Annotated in this window: 14 protein-coding genes; 8 read left to right on the plus strand and 6 right to left on the minus strand. The window is 70.9% G+C overall.

Annotation, left to right across the window (positions count from 1 at the left end; genetic code table 11):
* Positions 1–15: 15 nt before the first annotated feature.
* The 4 genes from cobA (at position 16) to ABGB17_RS23085 (ending at position 5,726) form a co-directional block, all read left to right on the plus strand.
* Complete coding sequence (cobA, locus tag ABGB17_RS23070; RefSeq protein WP_347632859.1) at positions 16–1,254, plus strand: uroporphyrinogen-III C-methyltransferase; 1,239 nt, start codon at positions 16–18, stop codon at positions 1,252–1,254.
* On the plus strand, positions 1,251–3,557 hold the full coding sequence (locus tag ABGB17_RS23075) for a dynamin family protein (protein WP_347632862.1): 2,307 nt from the start codon (positions 1,251–1,253) through the stop codon (positions 3,555–3,557). The genes cobA and ABGB17_RS23075 overlap by 4 nt, the downstream gene beginning before the upstream one ends.
* Positions 3,554–5,203: a GTPase gene (locus ABGB17_RS23080; RefSeq protein WP_347632864.1), complete on the plus strand. Its 1,650-nt coding sequence runs from the start codon at positions 3,554–3,556 to the stop codon at positions 5,201–5,203. Before ABGB17_RS23075 ends, ABGB17_RS23080 begins: the two co-directional genes overlap by 4 nt.
* An 88-nt stretch (positions 5,204–5,291) precedes the next feature.
* Positions 5,292–5,726: a single-stranded DNA-binding protein gene (locus ABGB17_RS23085; protein ID WP_347632866.1), complete on the plus strand. Its 435-nt coding sequence runs from the start codon at positions 5,292–5,294 to the stop codon at positions 5,724–5,726.
* 166 nt (positions 5,727–5,892) lie between these two features.
* On the opposite strand, the gene ABGB17_RS23090 is transcribed toward ABGB17_RS23085, so the two are convergent.
* Both ABGB17_RS23090 and ABGB17_RS23095 read right to left on the minus strand, forming a co-directional pair.
* Positions 5,893–7,485, minus strand: a complete 1,593-nt coding sequence (locus ABGB17_RS23090; RefSeq protein ID WP_347632868.1) for an MFS transporter — start codon at positions 7,483–7,485, stop codon at positions 5,893–5,895.
* 71 nt (positions 7,486–7,556) lie between these two features.
* Complete coding sequence (locus ABGB17_RS23095) at positions 7,557–8,192, minus strand: class I SAM-dependent methyltransferase (RefSeq protein WP_347632870.1); 636 nt, start codon at positions 8,190–8,192, stop codon at positions 7,557–7,559.
* A 193-nt stretch (positions 8,193–8,385) separates the two neighbouring features.
* On the opposite strand from ABGB17_RS23095, the gene ABGB17_RS23100 reads away from it, so the two are divergent.
* The gene (locus ABGB17_RS23100; protein WP_347632872.1) at positions 8,386–8,982 is read left to right on the plus strand and encodes an XRE family transcriptional regulator; all 597 of its coding nucleotides are present in this window, start codon (positions 8,386–8,388) and stop codon (positions 8,980–8,982) included.
* 385 nt (positions 8,983–9,367) lie between these two features.
* Here ABGB17_RS23100 and ABGB17_RS23105 read toward each other — a convergent pair whose 3' ends face one another.
* Complete coding sequence (locus ABGB17_RS23105; protein WP_347632874.1) at positions 9,368–10,105, minus strand: SDR family oxidoreductase; 738 nt, start codon at positions 10,103–10,105, stop codon at positions 9,368–9,370.
* Positions 10,106–10,200: 95 nt separating this feature from the next.
* On the opposite strand from ABGB17_RS23105, the gene ABGB17_RS23110 reads away from it, so the two are divergent.
* The 3 genes from ABGB17_RS23110 to ettA all read left to right on the plus strand — a co-directional run bounded on the left by ABGB17_RS23110 (position 10,201) and on the right by ettA (position 14,099).
* Positions 10,201–10,683: an Rrf2 family transcriptional regulator gene (locus tag ABGB17_RS23110; RefSeq protein ID WP_347632876.1), complete on the plus strand. Its 483-nt coding sequence runs from the start codon at positions 10,201–10,203 to the stop codon at positions 10,681–10,683.
* A gap of 439 nt (positions 10,684–11,122) precedes the next feature.
* Complete coding sequence (locus ABGB17_RS23115) at positions 11,123–12,424, plus strand: GGDEF domain-containing protein (protein ID WP_347632878.1); 1,302 nt, start codon at positions 11,123–11,125, stop codon at positions 12,422–12,424.
* A gap of 10 nt (positions 12,425–12,434) precedes the next feature.
* Positions 12,435–14,099, plus strand: a complete 1,665-nt coding sequence (ettA, locus tag ABGB17_RS23120; protein WP_347632880.1) for an energy-dependent translational throttle protein EttA — start codon at positions 12,435–12,437, stop codon at positions 14,097–14,099.
* A 46-nt stretch (positions 14,100–14,145) separates the two neighbouring features.
* Here the strand turns inward: ettA and ABGB17_RS23125 are convergent, their stop codons facing one another.
* The 3 genes from ABGB17_RS23125 to ABGB17_RS23135 all read right to left on the minus strand — a co-directional run bounded on the left by ABGB17_RS23125 (position 14,146) and on the right by ABGB17_RS23135 (position 17,207).
* Positions 14,146–15,699 carry a glycoside hydrolase family 13 protein gene (locus tag ABGB17_RS23125; protein ID WP_347632882.1) on the minus strand — a complete coding sequence of 518 codons (1,554 nt, stop codon included), beginning with the start codon at positions 15,697–15,699 and terminating at the stop codon, positions 14,146–14,148.
* Between the two features lie 82 nt (positions 15,700–15,781).
* Entirely contained in the window at positions 15,782–16,171 is a 390-nt protein-coding gene (locus ABGB17_RS23130) for a globin (RefSeq protein WP_347632884.1), read from the minus strand.
* Between the two features lie 34 nt (positions 16,172–16,205).
* A complete protein-coding gene (locus ABGB17_RS23135) occupies positions 16,206–17,207 on the minus strand; it encodes a mechanosensitive ion channel family protein (RefSeq protein WP_347632886.1) in 1,002 nt (333 codons plus the stop codon).
* Between the last annotated feature and the right edge of the window lie 339 nt (positions 17,208–17,546).

Here is a 17,546-nt window from a genome sequence, read left to right on the forward strand (position 1 = left end):
GGGAACACCGTCCTGATGTCGTCGTCGCCCTATCTGCTCGGTCTGCGCCTCAACGGCAAGCGGGCGCTCGTCGTCGGCGGCGGGCGTGTCGCGCAGCGCAGGGTGCCCACGCTGCTCGATGCGGGCGCGTCGGTCGTCCTGGTCTCCCCGAGCGTCACCCCTGCCCTGGACGACCTCATCGCCGCGGGCCGCGTCACCTGGGTCCGGCGGCGGTACGAGGTCGGCGACTGCGACGGCGCGTGGCTCGTGCAGGCCTGCACCAGCGATCGTGCCGCCAACACCGCGATCGCCGCGGAGGCCGAGGCCAAGCGCATCTGGTGCGTGCGCGCCGACGACCGTGACGCGTCCGCCGCGTGGACGCCCGCCAGCGGCCGGGTCGGCGAGATCAGCGTGGCGATCACCGCGGGCGGTGACCCGCGCCGCGCCGCGGGCATCAGGGACTCCGTGGTCAACGCCCTGCGCGACGGCACCGTGGACGCCCGGCGCAACCGCGCCAAGCCCGTCGGCGTGGCGCTGGTGGGCGGCGGCCCCGGCGACCCCGGCCTCATCACCGTGCGCGGGCGGCAACTCCTCGCCCAGGCCGACGTTGTGGTGGCCGACCGGCTCGCCCCCCGTGCCCTGCTCGACGAGCTGGCTCCCGACGTCGAGCTGATCGACGCCGCCAAGATCCCGTACGGCCGTTACCTCGCCCAGGAGCGCATCCACGAGCTGCTCATCGAGCACGCCCGGCAGGGCAAGTTCGTGGTGCGGCTCAAGGGCGGCGACCCGTTCGTCTTCGGCCGTGGCGGCGAGGAGATGCTCGCCTGCGCCCGGGCCGGCATCCCGGTCACCGTGGTCCCCGGCGTCACCAGCGCGGTGGCCGTGCCCGCCGCGGCGGGGGTGCCGGTGACCCACCGCGGGGTGAGCCAGGAGTTCCACGTCATCTCTGTTCACGTGCCGCCGGACGACCCGAAATCAACTGTTGACTGGGCGGGGCTGGCGAGATCACCGGGAACCCTGGTACTTCTGATGGCTGTTGAACGTATAGCCGTGATCGCTGACACATTGCAACGAGATGGACGTTCGCCGGAAACCCCCGTGATGGTGGTACAGGACGGTACTCTTCCGACCCAGCGCACTCTTTATGCCAGCCTCTCCACGGTGGCGGAGCGCGTTGCCGCCGCGGGCACACGGCCCCCGGCGATCGTCATCGTTGGCGACGTCGTCAGGGTCGGCCAGGAGATCGAAATGGTACGAGCGGAGCGGGTTCCGTGAAATCGACTGCGAAGAAGGCCGGTCGCGTGGACGAGCGCGCGGCACGGCCCGATGACGCGGCGGCCGAGGGGGTTGCCCCCGAGGCGCCGGAGGAGCAGACGATGACGTTCCCGGCGATCGCCGACACCGGTACCGAGGCACCCACACCTCCGCCCGCTGAAGCCGAGCCCGGCTCGCATTCGGTGGCGGAGAGTGACGACGCGGCCGGCAAGGTGACGCCCCCGGCCGCCGAGGAATCCCCTGGCGTTGAGGCTCCGCAGAGCCTAGCGGACGTCCCTGAGCACCCCGCCGCCCGGGTCGGCGACGACGCCCCCGCGCAGGAGCCCGCCGCCCTTGCTGAGGACGACCTCACGCCGCCGGAGACGGACCTGGCCGCGCTATGGAGGCAGCAAGCCGCACAGGGCGAGGGGGGCACACAGGCCGAGGAGGCGGCACCAGCCGGCGACGCCGTACCGGCCGGAGCTGTACAGGCTGAGGAGACCGCAAAAGCCGGCGACGCCGTACAGGCCGAGGAAGCCGTACAGGCCGGGGAGGAGCGGCCGGCCGAGGAGCAGGGTGCCACCGAGTCCGGCGGCGAGGCCGAGCCGTCCCCGCCGCCCGCGCGCACCCGTGAGGTGCCGCTCCCGCAGCCCGTCTCGCGGGCGCTCAGCGCCGCGCTCGCCGGGCTGAAGAACAGCGTCACCGGCCTCCGGCTCGGGCTGGAGGTCCCGGGCGTGGCCGAGGCACGCAAGGCGCAGGCCGAGATCCTCGCCCAGCTCGAGAACTACGTCATCCCGCGTGTGCACATGAGCACCGCCCCGGCCCTCATCGCCGTGGTCGGCTCCACCGGCGCCGGCAAGTCCACGCTGGTCAACACCCTGGCCGCCGCCAAGGTCAGCCTCACCGGGGTCCGCCGCCCCACCACCGGCACCCCCGTGCTCGTCTGCCACCCCGACGACCGCGACTGGTTCACCAAGGGCGACGTGCTCGGCGACATGGTGCGGGTCGACCGCCCGACCGGCGACGGCTCCCTCGACACCCTCGTGCTCACCGACAGCGAGCGGCTGCCCACCGGGGTCGCGCTGCTCGACACCCCCGACATCGACTCGGTGGTGGAACGGCACCACGACATCGCCCGCCGCATGCTCGACGCCTCCGACCTGTGGATCTTCGTCACCACCGCCACCCGCTACGCCGACGCGCCCGCCTGGGAGCTGCTCCGCCTCGCCAAGGAGCGCGGGACGCGGATCGCCATCGTGTTGTCCCGGGTGCCGCAGAAGTCCACCGAGGTGATCGAGAAGCACTTCGCCCGCATGCTGCAGGAGTACGGCCTCGGTGACGTCGAGCGTTTCGTCGTCGAGGAGTCGACCGTCACCGCCGGGCGCCTGCCCGATGCGGACGTCGCCGAGCTGCGCATGTGGCTGACCGACCTGTCGGTGGACGACCAGCGCCGCGAGCAGGCCGTGCGCGCCACCCTGGACGGCGTGCTGAACAGCTTCCGTGCCCGGGTGCCCGCCCTGGCCCGCCACCTGGAGGCCCAGGTCGCGTTCCGCGCCGAGCTGCGCACCGACGTGGACGCCGCGTACATGGGCGCGCTCGCCTGGATCGACGAGGCGACCGGCGACGGCTCGCTGCTGCGCGGCGAGGTGCTGGCCCGCTGGCAGGACTTCGCGGGGTCCGGCGACCTGATGAAGACCATCCACGTGCGCCGCCCCGGCCGCCTGGCGTCCAAGGCCGGGCAGCAGGCGCCGGCCCGGCTGCGCGCCTTCAAGACCGCGCTGCGCGCCGGGCTGGAGTCGGTGATCGTCTCGGCGGCCCAGCGGGCGGCCGAGGAGGTCGTCACCCGGTGGCGGCAGCGTGACGGCGTGGGCGACCGCCTCGCCGCCGCACCCGGCCTCGGGCGGCCGTCCGAGGAGCTCGTGCGGCGCGCCGGGCGCATGGTCGGGGCCTGGCAGGAGCACGTCGTGGCGCTGATCCGCTCCGGCGGCATGGCGAAGCGGTCCGTGGCCAAGGTCGTCGCCTTCGACGAGGAGGCTCTCGCCTTGGTGTTCATGGTCGGCTTACTCGGCTACGGCAACTCCGACGTGGCGGCGACGTCCGGCACGACCACCCTGCCCGAGCGGTTGCTTCGCGGCGTGCTCGGCGCCGAGGCGCTGCGCAGCGTCGGCACCAAGGCGCGCACCGACCTGCGGGCGCGGGTCAGCGTGCTGTTCGACGAGGAGACACTGCGGTACGTGCAGGTGCTCGACGAGGCGGGGATCCCCGACGAGGCCGCGGCCAAGCGGCTCTACCAGGCAACGTACAACCTTGAGGTCGCCCGATGACGGTCAGCGGCGCACGTGCCGGGACGATGGACAAGCGCAAAGATCTGGGGTACCGCCTCTCGGCCCTGGCCAGGGTCGTCGAGCTCGGGCCGGGACGGGTCGACCCCGAGTTGCTCGCCGAGTCCGGGCGGCTGCTGATGCGGGCGGGGGACCGTCTGAAGCTGTCCGGCGACCACACGGTCGTGGCGCTCGCCGGCGGCACGGGGAGCGGCAAGTCATCCCTTTTCAACCGCATCTCCGGGCTTGAGCTGTCGCCCATCGGGGTGCGCCGCCCGACGACCGCCCGCACCCACGCCTGCGTGTGGGGCCTGGACGGGGCGGGGCCGCTGCTCGACTGGCTGCAGATCCAGTGGCGCCACCGGTTCGCCCGGGCCAGCGCGCTGGACCGGGGGGAGAGCCAGCTCCACGGCCTGATCCTGCTCGACCTGCCCGACCACGACTCGATCCGCGCGATCACCGACCACGAGGCCGACCGGCTGATCAAGATGGCCGACCTCATCGTGTGGGTGCTCGACCCGCAGAAGTACGCCGACGCCGCCACCCACACCCGGTACGTGCGCGAGCTGGCCGGCCACGAGGCGGTCACCGTCTTCGCGCTCAACCAGGCCGACCGGCTGGCGCCCGAGGAACTGGCCGAGTGCGTCGTGGACCTGTCGGACCTGCTGAAGAGCGAAGGCGTCGCGCAGCCGCGCATCGTGCCGACCTCGGCGACCACCGGGCGCGGGGTGAACAGCCTGAAGAGCGTGCTGGCCGAGTCCGTCGCCGGGCGGCGGGCCGCGGTGCAGCGCCTGGAGGCCGACCTCGACCGCATGATGGTCAAGCTCACCAAGGTGATGCCCGCCCCCGAGGTCATGACCGTGTCGCCGGAGATCGACCTCGCCCGCCAGGAGGGCCTGACCGACGCCCTGTGCGACGCGGTGGGCGTGTCCGCCGTCGGGGAGGCCATGGAGAACGTCTACGGTGCCCGGTCCGTGGCCTGGGTCGGATGGCCGTACGCCCGCTGGGCCGCCCGCCTGCGGCCCGACCCGGCGCACAGCCTGCGCCTCGGCAACTTCCGCGACGAGATCAAGGCCGTCACCGCGACCTCGATCAGCGCCCAGCCCGCCGAGGTCGAGAACGCCGTCCAGGCTCTGGCGGACGGCCTGACGCCCGGCATGCCCGAGGCCTGGCGCGACGGTGTGCGCGACGCCGCCCGCACCAACCTGCGTCACCTGCCTCAGGTCATTTCCGACGACGTCGCCGAGATCGCTCCCCGCCTGGACCGCGTCCCCGCGTGGTGGCGTCTCCTCAAGATCTGGCAGTACTTCCTCGTCCTGCTCTTCGTGGCGGGTCTCGCGTGGGCGGGAAGCATCTTTTTCTACGGCGTTCTGCGCCCCGCCGAGCCCGCCCCGGAGCTTCTGAGCGACGTCTCCGCCCTTCCCTGGGTGGTGTTGATGATCGCCAGTGTGCTGGGCCTGGGCCTGCTGTCCGCGATAGCCAGCCGCAACTTCGTCGTCCTCGGCGCCGCCAAGGAACGTGAGTCGCTGGAGCGCGACATGCGCCGCCGCATCGCCGCCGTTGCCAAGGAGCAGGTCGTCCGCCCCGTGGAGCAGGCACTGCGCCACTACAACGACTTCTTCACCGCCCTGACGTCGGCTCGCCGCTGAGTCATCCACAGAACGCAGCTCGGTTGACACGCGGCGTGACGACGTGCTGCATGCTGGCCTCCGAAGACGAGATCTCAGGAGGCCCCGCATGGAAGACACCTTCATCACCGTCACCGGCAACGTCATCACCGACCCGAGGCGCTACACCATGAAGGACGGCGCCACCGCCGCCCTGATCCGCCTCGCCGCCACCCCCCGCTACCTGGACCGCCGCACCCAGACCTGGCGCGAGGCCGAGACCGCGTACTACAACGTCTGGTGCCACCGCACCCTCGCCGAGCACGCCCTCACCTGCGTCCACCCCGGCCACCCCGTGGTGGTCCACGGCCGCCTGCGCCTCCGCACCTTCGAGAAAGACGGCCACCGCCGCCAATCAGCGGAAATAGAGGCCACGACCATAGGCCACGACCTCCGCCGCGGCACCACCACCTTCACCAAATCTCATCTCAGCACCCCGGCAACATCAGAACCGCCGGCCACCCAACCCCCATCGGCCACCACCTCACCCCCACTGGCCGCCTGACCCGCCCCGCGACCAACGGCAAGGCTGGTGACGTCGGGGAGCCGGGAACGTGCTTCACCTGGCGGGTCGACGGTGATCAAGTCGCCGGGCCGGCTGGGCGAGACCTGACAGATGGTGGTTTGGATGGAGCTCGTCCCAACGGCCGGCGTTCACTCCCCTCCGTAGATCAGCGCAGGTCGGCGACTACATCGCCGGATTCATGGCTGTTGTTACCGGAACCCTGGGGCCGTTGCTGCGGACCTCGCGCGAGAACGTAGAGGAAGAGGACCGCCATGACCACTGCGCCTGCCCACATGGCCTGCTGCCAGCCGTCGACGAAGGACTCTTGGGCGGCTCGGGTCAGCTCCTGTGCCTGGGGGCCGACCCCGTCGGCGGCCGCGAGGGCGTTGGCGACACCCTCGCGGGCGGTGTCGGCGGCGTCGTCCGGTACTCCGTCGAGCCGGGAGTCGATGGCGCCGCGGTAGCCGGCGGTCAGGACCGCTCCGAGCAGCGCGACACCGAGCGCGGTGCCGAACTCTCGGGTGATGTCGTTGAGCGCGGACGCGACACCTTGACGCTCACGCGGCAAGGCGGTGGTGATGGCCTCGGTGGAGGGCGTCATCGTCAAACCCATACCGAGTCCCATGGCGAGCATGCCGGGAAGGATCGAGAGGTAGCCGCCGTCGACGGAGACGAAGGCGGCCATGAGGACCAGCCCCGCGCCGCTCAGGAAGATCCCTGAGGCCATCGTCGCACGGCTGCCGATGCGCGCGGCCAGCTGTGGGGCGAGGCCGGAGGCGAACATCATCAGCAGCGCCATCGGCATGAGCGCCAGAGTGGAGCGAAGGCCGGAGAAGCCGAGCACCGCCTGGAAGTACGGGAAGAGGACCACGAAGATCCCTGCCTGCACGCCGAATACCGTCAGGAGCGACACGGAACCGCTCGCGAGGCCTCGCTCACGGAACAGGCGGACGTCGAGGAGCGGAGCCTGCCGGCGCAGTTCCCATGCCACGAATCCGGCAGCGGCGATGACGCCGACGAGGAGGCTCAGGAGCGTCGCGGGTGCGGTCCAGCCTCGTTCGGGGCCCTCGTGGAGGAAGAAGACGAGCCCGACCACCGCGACCACGGACGACAGCGAACCGACGGCGTCGAACCCGGGCCCTGAAGCCTCACGCGAGTTGGGGATGGATCGTAGCGCCATGACGATGGCGACGACGACGAGCACGACCGGCAGGACGAAAAGCCACCGCCAGCTCGCCAGATCGACCAGGACGGCCGACAGGTACATCCCCAGGATGCCTCCACCGCCGGCGACGCCGGTCCACACGCCGATCGCCTTGGAGCGTTCCTGGTCCGGGAAGGTCGACGTGATGACGGCGAGAGTGACCGGCATGATCATCGCTGCTCCTACGCCGCTCAGGAACCGCGCAGCGAGCATGATCTCGGACGACGTGGCAAGGCCGGCCGCCACACTCGCTGTTCCGAAGACGAGCAGGCCTGCGAGCAGCATCGGCCTGCGGCCCCACCGGTCGCCCATCGCGCCGAGCGGCAGGAGCAACGCGGCCAGGGTGATGGTGTAGATGTTGATGAACCACAAGACCTCGCTTTGCGAGGCGTCGAACGCGACGGCGAGCTGCGGCTGGGCGACGTTCAGCCCGGATACCGAAGCGATGACCGCCATGAGCGCGATGCAGACCCCGACCAAGATCGTACGTCGTTGTCGTGGGTCTTGGACGGTCGGGTCGGGGTCTCCCGGGTCTGAGGACAGGTTCGTACTCATGGAATTCCTTTCGAGAAAGGCAAGAGGTATCGGCGCCGGAGCGGCGGCCCCGGCGCGGCCGGATGGTGTGATTACCGGCGTCGGGCGGCGCGCACGACGAAGTCGTGGAGCGAGACCGCTCGGCCCCTGTGGCCGGTGAGGGTGCGGAGGTGCTCTTCGGCGGTGACGATCTCCCACTCCCTGTCGTCCAAGCGCGCGGTGACGGCCGCGGAGGTGGCCGACGCCTCGGCAGGAGGGTGGTGCCCGTGGCCGGTTGAGCCCGGGGTGTGCAGGTGTCCCACGATGAGTAGCGTGCCGCCGGGAGCCACCCATCCGGCGATGCGGTCGTAGAACTCCATCTGAGGCATCGCCGGGTGGGCGTAATGGGTCATGACCAGGTCGAACCCTGCGTCTGGGTTCCAGACGCTCAGATCCGCCTCAACCCATCGCAGTCGCTCGGCGGTCCCGCTCGCCGCCGCGCGCCCGGCGGCGAGAGCAAGGGCCTCGGAGGAGATGTCGGCCGCGGTGACGTGCCAGTTGCGGGAGGCGAGCCAGATCGCCTCGGCGCCGCCGCCGCACCCCACGTCCAGTGCCGTGCCCGGTGCCAATCCGTCCGTCTCGCGGGCGAGGTACGGGTTCGGCGGGTTGCCGCCCATGGATCCGGGGCCCCCGGCTCGCCCCTGTAGCCAGTGCCGCTCCCAGAAATCCTTGTCGAATCCGTGCGACACAGGCCGTCCCCCTCGTTCGCGGATCTCTCTACCGTGGCCTGAGATCTCGTCGCGGCCACGTGCGGCACCTGCGCCCGGCGCATCCGTCTGGCCGATCGTGCACCCCCGTCCGACGGCGGGTGCCTTGGTTCTTCATGGTGCTGTCAGAGCAGGCGGTCGGGCAAACCTTGTTGCCGAATGGCAAAATGGCGGGGTGGACGAAGCCATCGATCGCACTCTTGACGCCGTCGGACCGAGATTGAAACGCCTCCGGCTGCATCGGGACGTCACGCTCGCCGACCTCGCGCAGGAGACCGGCATCTCCACCAGCACCCTGTCCCGGCTCGAGGCGGGCCTGCGACGCCCCACGCTCGAGCAGCTGCTTCCGCTCGCCCGCGCCCACGGGGTCACCCTCGACGAGCTCGTCGACGCGCCGCCGACCGGCGATCCCCGCGTCAACCTACGTCCCATCCCCTGCGGCGACGGCTCGGTCATCCTGCCGCTGACCCGCAGGCCCGGAGGCATCCAGGCCTACAAGTTCGTCCTCCCGGCCGGAAACGACGACACCGAACCCGACCTGCGCACCCACGAGGGCTATGACTGGGTCTATGTCCTCAACGGAACACTCCGCCTCGTACTGGGCGAACACGACCTCATCCTCAAGCCAGGCGAGGCCGCGGAGTTCGACACGCGCACCCCGCACTGGTTCGGAGCCACCGGCGCCGGTCCCGTCGAGTACCTGAGTCTCATCGGGAAACAAGGCGAACGCGCACACGTCCGTGCGGCACCGAGACGTGGCCCGGCCGAGTGAGAAGGCTCAGGGATCTCACGAGAAATCGGTGTGGATCCGGGTTCTTCGTCCCTGTCCGATCACACGGACGGAGGGCGAAACGGAGCGGCGCTCACGGATCTCGCGGCGAAGGCCGGCTGTCGATGGACGCGGCAGGTCTCCCCAACGGCAGCACGCGTCCGGCCCTCGTGACCAGTGCGAGATTCGTCCCTTCCGTATCGACATCCCGCAGGCCGCCCTCGACGATCTGGAGGACCTTGTCTCGTACCCGATGGCTCCAGGAGATCTCCGGGGGCGGCTGGGAGGGGGCATTCCCGTGGCTGTCCGCGTCGCCTGCCGGCGTTCACGCGCCCCGGGCCCGTCCTGGGGGTGGAGTGGGCGGGGCTTGCCGACGGCCCGGGGTGGGTCAGGTGGTGGTCAGCCAGTCGGTGTAGCGGGTGGGCATGATCACGGCGTCGGCGGGGGCGATGATGGCGTTGCCCTTGATCGCGGCGAACATGCCGGCGGTGTCGTCGGTGACGACGGGGCGGGGGTCGCCCTTGGCCTTCAGGGTGATCCTGCCGAGGTCGTCCAGGGGGTAGACGTCGGGGCCCGCGATGTTGCGGATGCCGTTCAGGGGGGCGGCGGTGGCGACATCCGAGACGGCGGTGGCGACGTCGGCGGCGGCGATGGGCTGGATCGGGGTGTGGGGGAGGCGTACGCCGTTCTCGTCGGAGGTCCAGGAGAGGACGGCGTCGACGAACTCCATGAACTGGGTGGCGCGCACGATCGAGAACGGGATCGTGCCGGCCCGCAGGACGTCTTCCTGGAGGACCTTCGCCCGGTAGTAGACGAGGTCGGGCACCTGGTCGACGCCGACGATGGAAAGGATGACGAAGTGCCCGACGCCGGCCTTCGCGCTCGCGGTGAGGAGATTGTCCATCGAGGTCTGGAAGAAGGCGGGTGAGGCCTCGTCGAAGGTGGGGGAGTTGGTCAGGTTGACGACGACGTCGGCGCCCGCGACGGCGTCGTCCACGCCCGCGCCGGTGATGACGTCCACGCCCGTGGACAGCGCGTGCGGCACGGCCTCGTGCCCGGCCGCCTGGAGATTCGCCACGACTTGCGAGCCGATCAGGCCGGTCCCGCCGATTACCGCGATCTTCATGATGATCCTCTCAACCAGATGCGAACAACGTCTGTGCGCCCCACGATACTCGGACAAAGTTTGTCCGAGTATCGTGGGGCGCGGATAATGACAGGATGAAGATGTCTGGGGGCGTGGAGTGGGCGCTGCACTGCTGCGTCGTGCTCACGTCCGTGGCCGAGCCGGTGCCGGCCGCCCGGCTGGCGCAGTTGCACGACGTGTCGCCGACCTACCTGGCCAAACAGCTCCAGGCGCTCGCGCGAGCCGGCCTGGTCCAGTCGGTGCAGGGCAAGTCGGGCGGCTACGTGCTGGCCCGCCCCCCGGCGTCGATCACCCTGCTCGATGTCGTCGAGGCCATCGACGGCCCCGACCCGGCTTTCGTCTGCACCGAGATCCGTCAACGCGGCCCCCTGGCGACCCCGGCGGAATCCTGCACCACGCCGTGCCCGATCTCACGCGCGATGGCCAAGGCCGAGTCGGCCCGCCGCGCCGCCCTGCGCTCCGTGAGCATCGCCGACCTCGCCGGACAGGTCGACGTCGACAGCGGCGAGGGCACACTGAACCGCGTCGGCATCTGGCTCGGCGCCGACACCGCGTAGCCCTGGCGGACATCCGGCTCGGCGTGGGCACCGCGTAGCCCCGGCGAATATCTGGCTCGGCGTGGACCGCGTAGCCCTGGCGGGTATCTGGCTCGGCGTGGGCACCGCGTAGCCCCGGCGAATATCTGGCTCGGCGTGGACCGCGTAGCCCTGGCGGGCATCTGGCTCGTCCGGCTTTCCCGGCCGTCCCTGGCCCCCGCGTCAGCCGGCCTCGGCGTGCCGTCCGGGGGGCGGGGTCACGTCCAGATGATGCCCTGGGGCATGGCGGGCTCCTTGTTGGGGCTGGTGGGGGAGGGGGGACGGGGGAGGTGAGGGGCGGGGTTCAACGTAGTGGTTCTCTTCGCAGGGGGCACGGTCTGCGACTATTGTGTTACACATCGTGAGGCTTAGGGTCGGGATTGCGGACAATCCAGGTCGGACACTGCCTTGGGGGAACGGGATGACGGCGCCCAGAGAGACCTCGATCGACGCGCGGCGTGGCGGAGTGGCGCTGGCGGACCGGTGGCCGCTGCTCGGGCAGCCGGGCACGCTCGTGCTGTACCTGTGCGGCACGGTGGGGCTGGCGGTCGCGGCGGGGGTTCATCTGGCGCGGACCACCGAGTTCCGGTGGCCGGAGGTGCTGACGTTCCTCGCGCTGATGGGATGCGGGGCGGTCTGCATCGAGGCGACGCGGCGGCTCGGCATGCCCGCGGGGGTGTCACGCGACCTGCTGTCGGCGTGGTGGCTGCCGGTGGCGTTGCTGCTGCCGCCGGTGTACGCCCTGCTGGCGCCGCTGCCGCTGCAGTTCCTGCTGCAGGCCCGGGTGAAGCCCACCGTGCTGTACCGGCGGGTGTTCAGCGCGGCGGCGATCGGGCTGGCCGCCATGGTGGCGTCGTTGTGCTTCCACGGCATGGCGCCCGGGCCGCTGGGCGGCCACATGGAGGCAGAAGCGCTGGGGCTCGCGGTGGCGTGCGCGGTGCTGTTCACGGTGCTCAACACCGCGCTGATCGCGGCGGCGGCCGTCATGGCCGACCCCGACACCCGCTGGCGTGACGTGTTGTGGGACCGCGAGCGGGTGCTGCTGGACGTCGTGGAGCTGTGTCTCGGCGTGCTGGTGGCCATCGCCTGCGGCATCAGCCCGCTGCTGCTGGTGCTCACCCTCCCGCCGGTCGTGCTGCTGCAGCGCAGCCTGCTGCACGCCCAACTCCAGGCCGCCGCCCGCACCGACCCCAAGACCGGCCTGCTGAACGCCACGGCGTGGCAGCGCGAGGCCGACACCGAGATCGTCCGCGCGCGCCGCACCGGCGAGACCCTCGCCCTGCTGATCGTCGACATCGACCACTTCAAACGGGTCAACGACACCTACGGCCACCTCATCGGCGACCAGGTGCTCGCCGGCGTCGCCACCGCCGTCCGCAGCCAGCTACGCGACTACGACGTGGTGGGCCGGTTCGGCGGCGAGGAGTTCGTGGTGCTGCTGCCCCGTGCGGACGTCGCCGAGGCGCGCCGGGTGGCCGAGCGCCTGCGGTCCCGGGTGGGCCGCATGGCCATCCCGGTGGAGGAGGCACTGATCACCGTGACCATCTCGGTCGGGGTGGCCATCATGAGCGTGCACGGCGACGATCTGATCGAGTTGCTGGCCGCCGCCGACCTGGCGCTTTACCGGGCCAAGGAGCTCGGCCGCGACCGCATCTGCCTGCCGGTCGCCCCGGTGTCCCCACAGCGCGCGCAGGAGGACAACTCCCAGGGCGGGATCCCCTAGGCTTAAGGACATGCCCGAGTACATCTACACCATGCAGCGCGTGCGGAAGGCGCACGGCGACAAGGTGGTTCTTGACGACGTCACGCTGCACTTCCTGCCCGGAGCCAAGATCGGTGTGCTGGGCCCCAACGGCACTGGTAAGTCCACGCTGCTGAAGATGATGGCCGGCCTGGAGCACCCGTCCAACGGCGAGGCCCGCCTGATGCCCGGCTTCACGGTCGGCATGCTTCAGCAGGAGCCACCGCTCAACGACTCCAAGACCGTCCTCGGCAACGTCCAGGAGGGCGTCGCCGAGACCCTCGCGATGCGCGCCCGCTTCGAGGAGATCGCCGAGCTGATGGCGACCGACTACAGCGACGAGCTCCTCGACGAGATGGGCAAGCTCCAGGAGCAGCTTGACCACCGCAACGCGTGGGACATCGACAGCCAGCTCGAGCAGGCGATGGACGCCCTTCGCTGCCCCCCGCCGGACGCCGACGTGACCACCCTGTCCGGTGGCGAGCGGCGCCGCGTGGCGCTGTGCAAGCTCCTGCTGGAGCAGCCCGACCTGCTGCTGCTCGACGAGCCCACCAACCACCTGGACGCCGAGAGTGTGCAGTGGCTGGAGCAGCACCTGGAGAAGTACCCCGGCACCGTCCTCGCCGTCACCCACGACCGGTACTTCCTCGACAACGTCGCGGGCTGGATCCTGGAGCTCGACCGCGGCCGTTGCTACCCCTACGAGGGCAACTACTCGACCTACCTGGAGGCCAAGGCGGCCCGCCTGAAGGTCGAGGGCCAGAAGGACGCCAAGCGCAAGAAGCGCCTGGAGGACGAGCTCCAGTGGGTGCGCTCCAACGCCCGTGCCCGCCAGACCAAGAGCCGCGCCCGTCTGCAGCGGTACGAGGAGATGGCCGCCGAGGCCGACAAGTTCCGCAAGCTCGACTTCGAAGAGATCCAGATCCCGCCGGGCCCGCGCCTCGGCACCACGGTCATCCGGGCCAGCGACCTCACCAAGGGCTTCGACGACCGGCTGCTGATGGAGAATCTCACCTTCGACCTGCCCCGCAACGGCATCGTGGGCATCATCGGCCCGAACGGCGTCGGCAAGACCACGATGTTCCGCATGATCATGGGTGAGGAGACGCCGAACGACGGCTCCATCACCATCGGCGAGACCGTCAAGATCTCCTACGTCGACCAGAGCCGCGGCAACATCGACCCGAAGAAGAACGTCTGGGAGGTCGTGTCCGACGGGCTGGACCACATCAAGGTCGGCCACGTCGAGATGCCGTCCCGCGCCTACATCGCGGCGTTCGGGTTCAAGGGCGCCGACCAGCAGAAGCCCGCGGGCATCCTGTCCGGCGGCGAGCGCAACCGGCTCAACCTGGCGCTCACCCTCAAGCAGGGCGGCAACGTCCTGCTGCTCGACGAGCCCACCAACGACCTCGACACCGAGACGTTGTCGAGCCTGGAGAACGCCCTGCTGGAGTTCCCCGGCTGCGCGGTCATCACCTCGCACGACCGGTGGTTCCTCGACCGCACCGCCACCCACATCCTCGCGTGGGAGGGTGGTTCGAACTGGTTCTGGTTCGAGGGCAACTTCGCCGACTACGAGAAGAACAAGATCGAGCGGCTGGGTCCTGAGGCGGCGCGCCCGCACAGCGTCACCTACCGCAAGCTCACCCGCGACTGAGCCGCCGCTGGTCCGGGCGCCCGTGCCGGGCGCCCGGACGGTCGGTTCAGGCGCGCAGCCAGACGGCCGTGTCGGGCGGCAGGACGGACGGGTCGGACGGGTCGGGCGGGCCGCTGGTCAGCAGCACCTCGCTGTACGGCGGCAGCGGCACGGCGTCCTCGCCGCAGTTGATCGCGAGGATCAGGTCGCCGCGGGAGAACATCAGCGCGTCCCCCGGCGCGTCCATCCAGGTGATCGTGTCCGGCAGCGACCCGCGCAGCGTGCGGCGCAGCGCCAGCACCCGGCGGTAGAACGCCAGGGTGGAGGACGGGTCGCCGGCCTGGCGTTCGGCGGTCAGCGCGGCCCACTCGGCGGGCTGCGGCAACCACGGCCGGGTGCCCTCCGGTGAGAAGCCGAACGGCCCGGCGGTGCCGGACCACGGCAGCGGCACGCGGCAGCCGTCCCGTCCGAGCAGTTCCCCGCCGGACCTCGCGAAGATAGGGTCCTGCCGCGTCTCCGGGGGAAGATCCTTCACCTCGGGGAGACCGAGTTCCTCCCCTTGGTAGAGGTACGCCGACCCGGGCAGCGCCAGCATCGCCATCAGCGCCGCGCGTCCCCGGGCCGGGCCGGCCTGCGGGTCGAGCGATCCCTCGCCGTACCGCGAGACGTGCCGCACCACGTCGTGGTTGGACAGCACCCACGTCGGCGCGGGCACCGCGGCCAGCGTCGCGTCGATGACCGTGCGGAACGCCGTGGCCGACCACGGCGCCTCCAGCCAGGCGAAGTTGAAGCTCTGGTGCAGTTCGTCGGGCCGGACGTAACGGGCGAGGTCCTCGGCGCTGTCGGTCCACACCTCCCCCACGGCGGCGCGGTCGCCGGGGTAGGAGTCGAGCACCTTGCGCCATTCGCGGTACACCTCGTGCACCTCGGGCTGGCTCCAGATGGGGGAGCGGGACCGGAAGCCCTCCTCGGCGGCCGGGACGTCCGGCAGGTCGGCTTCCTTGTACAGGCCCATCGCGACGTCGATGCGGAACCCGTCCACGCCGCGGTCCAGCCAGAAGCGCAGGACGTCGATGAACTCCTCGTGCACCTCGGGGTTGCGCCAGTTGAAGTCGGGCTGCTCGGGGGCGAACAGGTGGAGGTACCACTGCCCGTCGGGCACCTGGCTCCACGCGGGCCCGCTGAACACCGACGTCCAGTTGTTGGGCGGCAGGTCGCCGTCCCGGAAGATGTACCGGTCGCGGGCCGGGGAGCCCGGCGGCGCCGCCAGGGCCTCCTGGAACCACTTGTGGGCCGAGGAGCTGTGGTTGGGCACGATGTCCACCATGATGCGCAGCCCGAGCTCGTGCGCGGCGGCCACCAGCGCGTCGAAGTCGTCGAGGGTGCCGAACAGCGGGTCGACGTCGCGGTAGTCGGCCACGTCGTAGCCGCCGTCGGCCATGGGCGACGGCTGGAACGGGGTCAGCCAGACCGCGTCCACGCCGAGCTCGGCGAGGTAGGGGAGGCGGGACCGGATGCCCTGCAGGTCGCCGACGCCGTCTCCCGACGCGTCGGCGAAGCTCCGGACGTAGATCTCGTATACGACGGCGTCACGCCACCAGGGAAAAGGGGAATTAGTCACATGTGGTGGGGTCCCCCTGATCCGCGTACTTATGCGTTGCTCTGGTGCCGAGGGGAAACAGCGGTGACCAGATGCGGACAGGCTAGGAGTTCACCAGTGTCTGCGCGGCGTACTCGAGGTATTTCCACAGCCGGTCGCGCTGGTCGGCGGGCAGGTCAAGGGAGTCCACCGCGTCACGCATGTGGACCAGCCAGGCGTCCCGCTCGGCCTCGCCGATGACGAACGGCGCGTGGCGCATGCGCAGCCGGGGATGGCCCCGGAGCTGGCTGTAGGTGTTCGGGCCGCCCCAGTACTGGATGAGGAACAGCCGCAGCCGCTCCTTGGCCCCGGTGAGGTCCATCTCGGGGTACAGCGGGATGAGCAGGGGATCCTTGACGACCCCCTCGTAGAAGCGCTCGACCAGGCGCTCGAACGTCTCGGCGCCGCCGACGGCGTCGAAGAAGGACTCGGATTCCTGCGGAGTAGCGGACACGCCTCCAAGGGTACCCAGCCCCCGGCGAGTCCTATTAGACGCCGGCCAGCGGGACGCCCGCGCGGTCCAGGGCCCGCTTCACCCGGATGCGCAGCTCGCGGGCCACCTCGGCCTGGTGCGCGGGCACGGCCTTGGCGGTGATGCGGAAGATCATCGCCTTGTCGGAGAGCTGCTCAAGGGAGTACACCTGCGGCTCCTCGACCAGCGAGACATCACGCAACTGCGGGTCCTCCCACATCTCGGTGGAGATCTGCTGCAGCAGGTCGCGGATGCCGTTCACGTCGCTGTCGTAGGCCACCGGGACGTCGAGCAGCGCGCGGGACCAGCCCTGCGACTCGTTGCCGACCCGGGTGATGGTGCCGTTGCGGACGTACCAGACCCGGCCGTCGGCGTCGCGCAGCCGGGTGATGCGCAGCGTCACCGCCTCGACGGTGCCGACGGCCGCGCCGGTGTCGATGTGGTCGCCCACGCCGTACTGGTCCTCCAGCAGCATGAACATGCCCGCGATGAAGTCCTTGACGAGCTCCTGGGCGCCGAAGCCGACGGCCACGCCGAGGATGCCGACGCTGGTCAGCACGGGCGCGAGGTCAAGACCCAGCCGCCCGAGGAGCATCAGCGCCGCGGTGCCGAACACCACCACCGAGGTGAGGCTGCGCAGCACCGAGCCGAGGGTCTCGGCCCGCTGGCGGCGCCGCTCGTGGAGCAGCAGCGCGGTGGGGGAGATGTCCTGCTCGGCGGCCTGCCGCTGGCGCACGCGGTCGGGACGCAGTCCTTCGGCGGCCCGCCGGATCACCCGGTCGATCAGGCGCTGCAGCACCGCCCGCACGACGAGCGCGCCGACGATGATGATCGCGAGGCCGATCACCCACGCGACCGGCGACGCCCAGCCAGGTGGGAGCACATGGAGCAGCGTCGCACAGATCGGGTCGCCCTTGCCATCACCGGTCTCACAACCGCTCAGCACGGAGTTGATGGGTTTGTTCAGGTCGACGGGCGGTGCGGGGGTGGGCGTGGGCTCCAGGGCGAGCGGGGACACGCGGGGGGATCCTCCTCACGGATCGGACCGGCCGGCGGCACAGTCGCGGTCTTGACCTAGGGAAAACGGTACTTGACCTGACTGCGCCCGCCGACCGGCCCGGCCGCCGTCACGGTGCGCCGGGGAAGACGGGAGTGCCCGGGCCCGGGGCCGCGGAGGGCGGGCCCTGGCACCCCGGTGACGACGGACCCGGCGCGGGACACGCACCCGGAAGCGTGTCCCGTGCCGTTTCCGATCGGGGACGGATCCCCGATCAACCGCCGGACCCGGATGGAGGTTCGGGTCCGGCGGCGGTTCGAGACCCGGCGGCGGACCGCCGGGAGGTTCACACCGGCAGGG

It is taken from the genome of Sphaerisporangium sp. B11E5 (assembly GCF_039871875.1).
GTDB lineage: Bacteria > Actinomycetota > Actinomycetes > Streptosporangiales > Streptosporangiaceae > Sphaerisporangium.

What these genes read in the sequence shown, in the direction of transcription:
- ABGB17_RS23085 (WP_347632866.1), top strand. Translation starts at nt 5,292, where the DNA reads ATGGAAGACACCTTCATCACCGTCACCGGCAACGTCATCACCGACCCG.
- cobA (WP_347632859.1), top strand. Translation starts at nt 16, where the DNA reads ATGTCGTCGTCGCCCTATCTGCTCGGTCTGCGCCTCAACGGCAAGCGG.
- ABGB17_RS23110 (WP_347632876.1), top strand. Translation starts at nt 10,201, where the DNA reads ATGAAGATGTCTGGGGGCGTGGAGTGGGCGCTGCACTGCTGCGTCGTG.
- ABGB17_RS23115 (WP_347632878.1), top strand. Translation starts at nt 11,123, where the DNA reads ATGACGGCGCCCAGAGAGACCTCGATCGACGCGCGGCGTGGCGGAGTG.
- ABGB17_RS23080 (WP_347632864.1), top strand. Translation starts at nt 3,554, where the DNA reads ATGACGGTCAGCGGCGCACGTGCCGGGACGATGGACAAGCGCAAAGAT.
- ABGB17_RS23105 (WP_347632874.1), bottom strand. Translation starts at nt 10,105, where the DNA reads ATGAAGATCGCGGTAATCGGCGGGACCGGCCTGATCGGCTCGCAAGTC.
- ABGB17_RS23090 (WP_347632868.1), bottom strand. Translation starts at nt 7,485, where the DNA reads ATGAGTACGAACCTGTCCTCAGACCCGGGAGACCCCGACCCGACCGTC.
- ettA (WP_347632880.1), top strand. Translation starts at nt 12,435, where the DNA reads ATGCCCGAGTACATCTACACCATGCAGCGCGTGCGGAAGGCGCACGGC.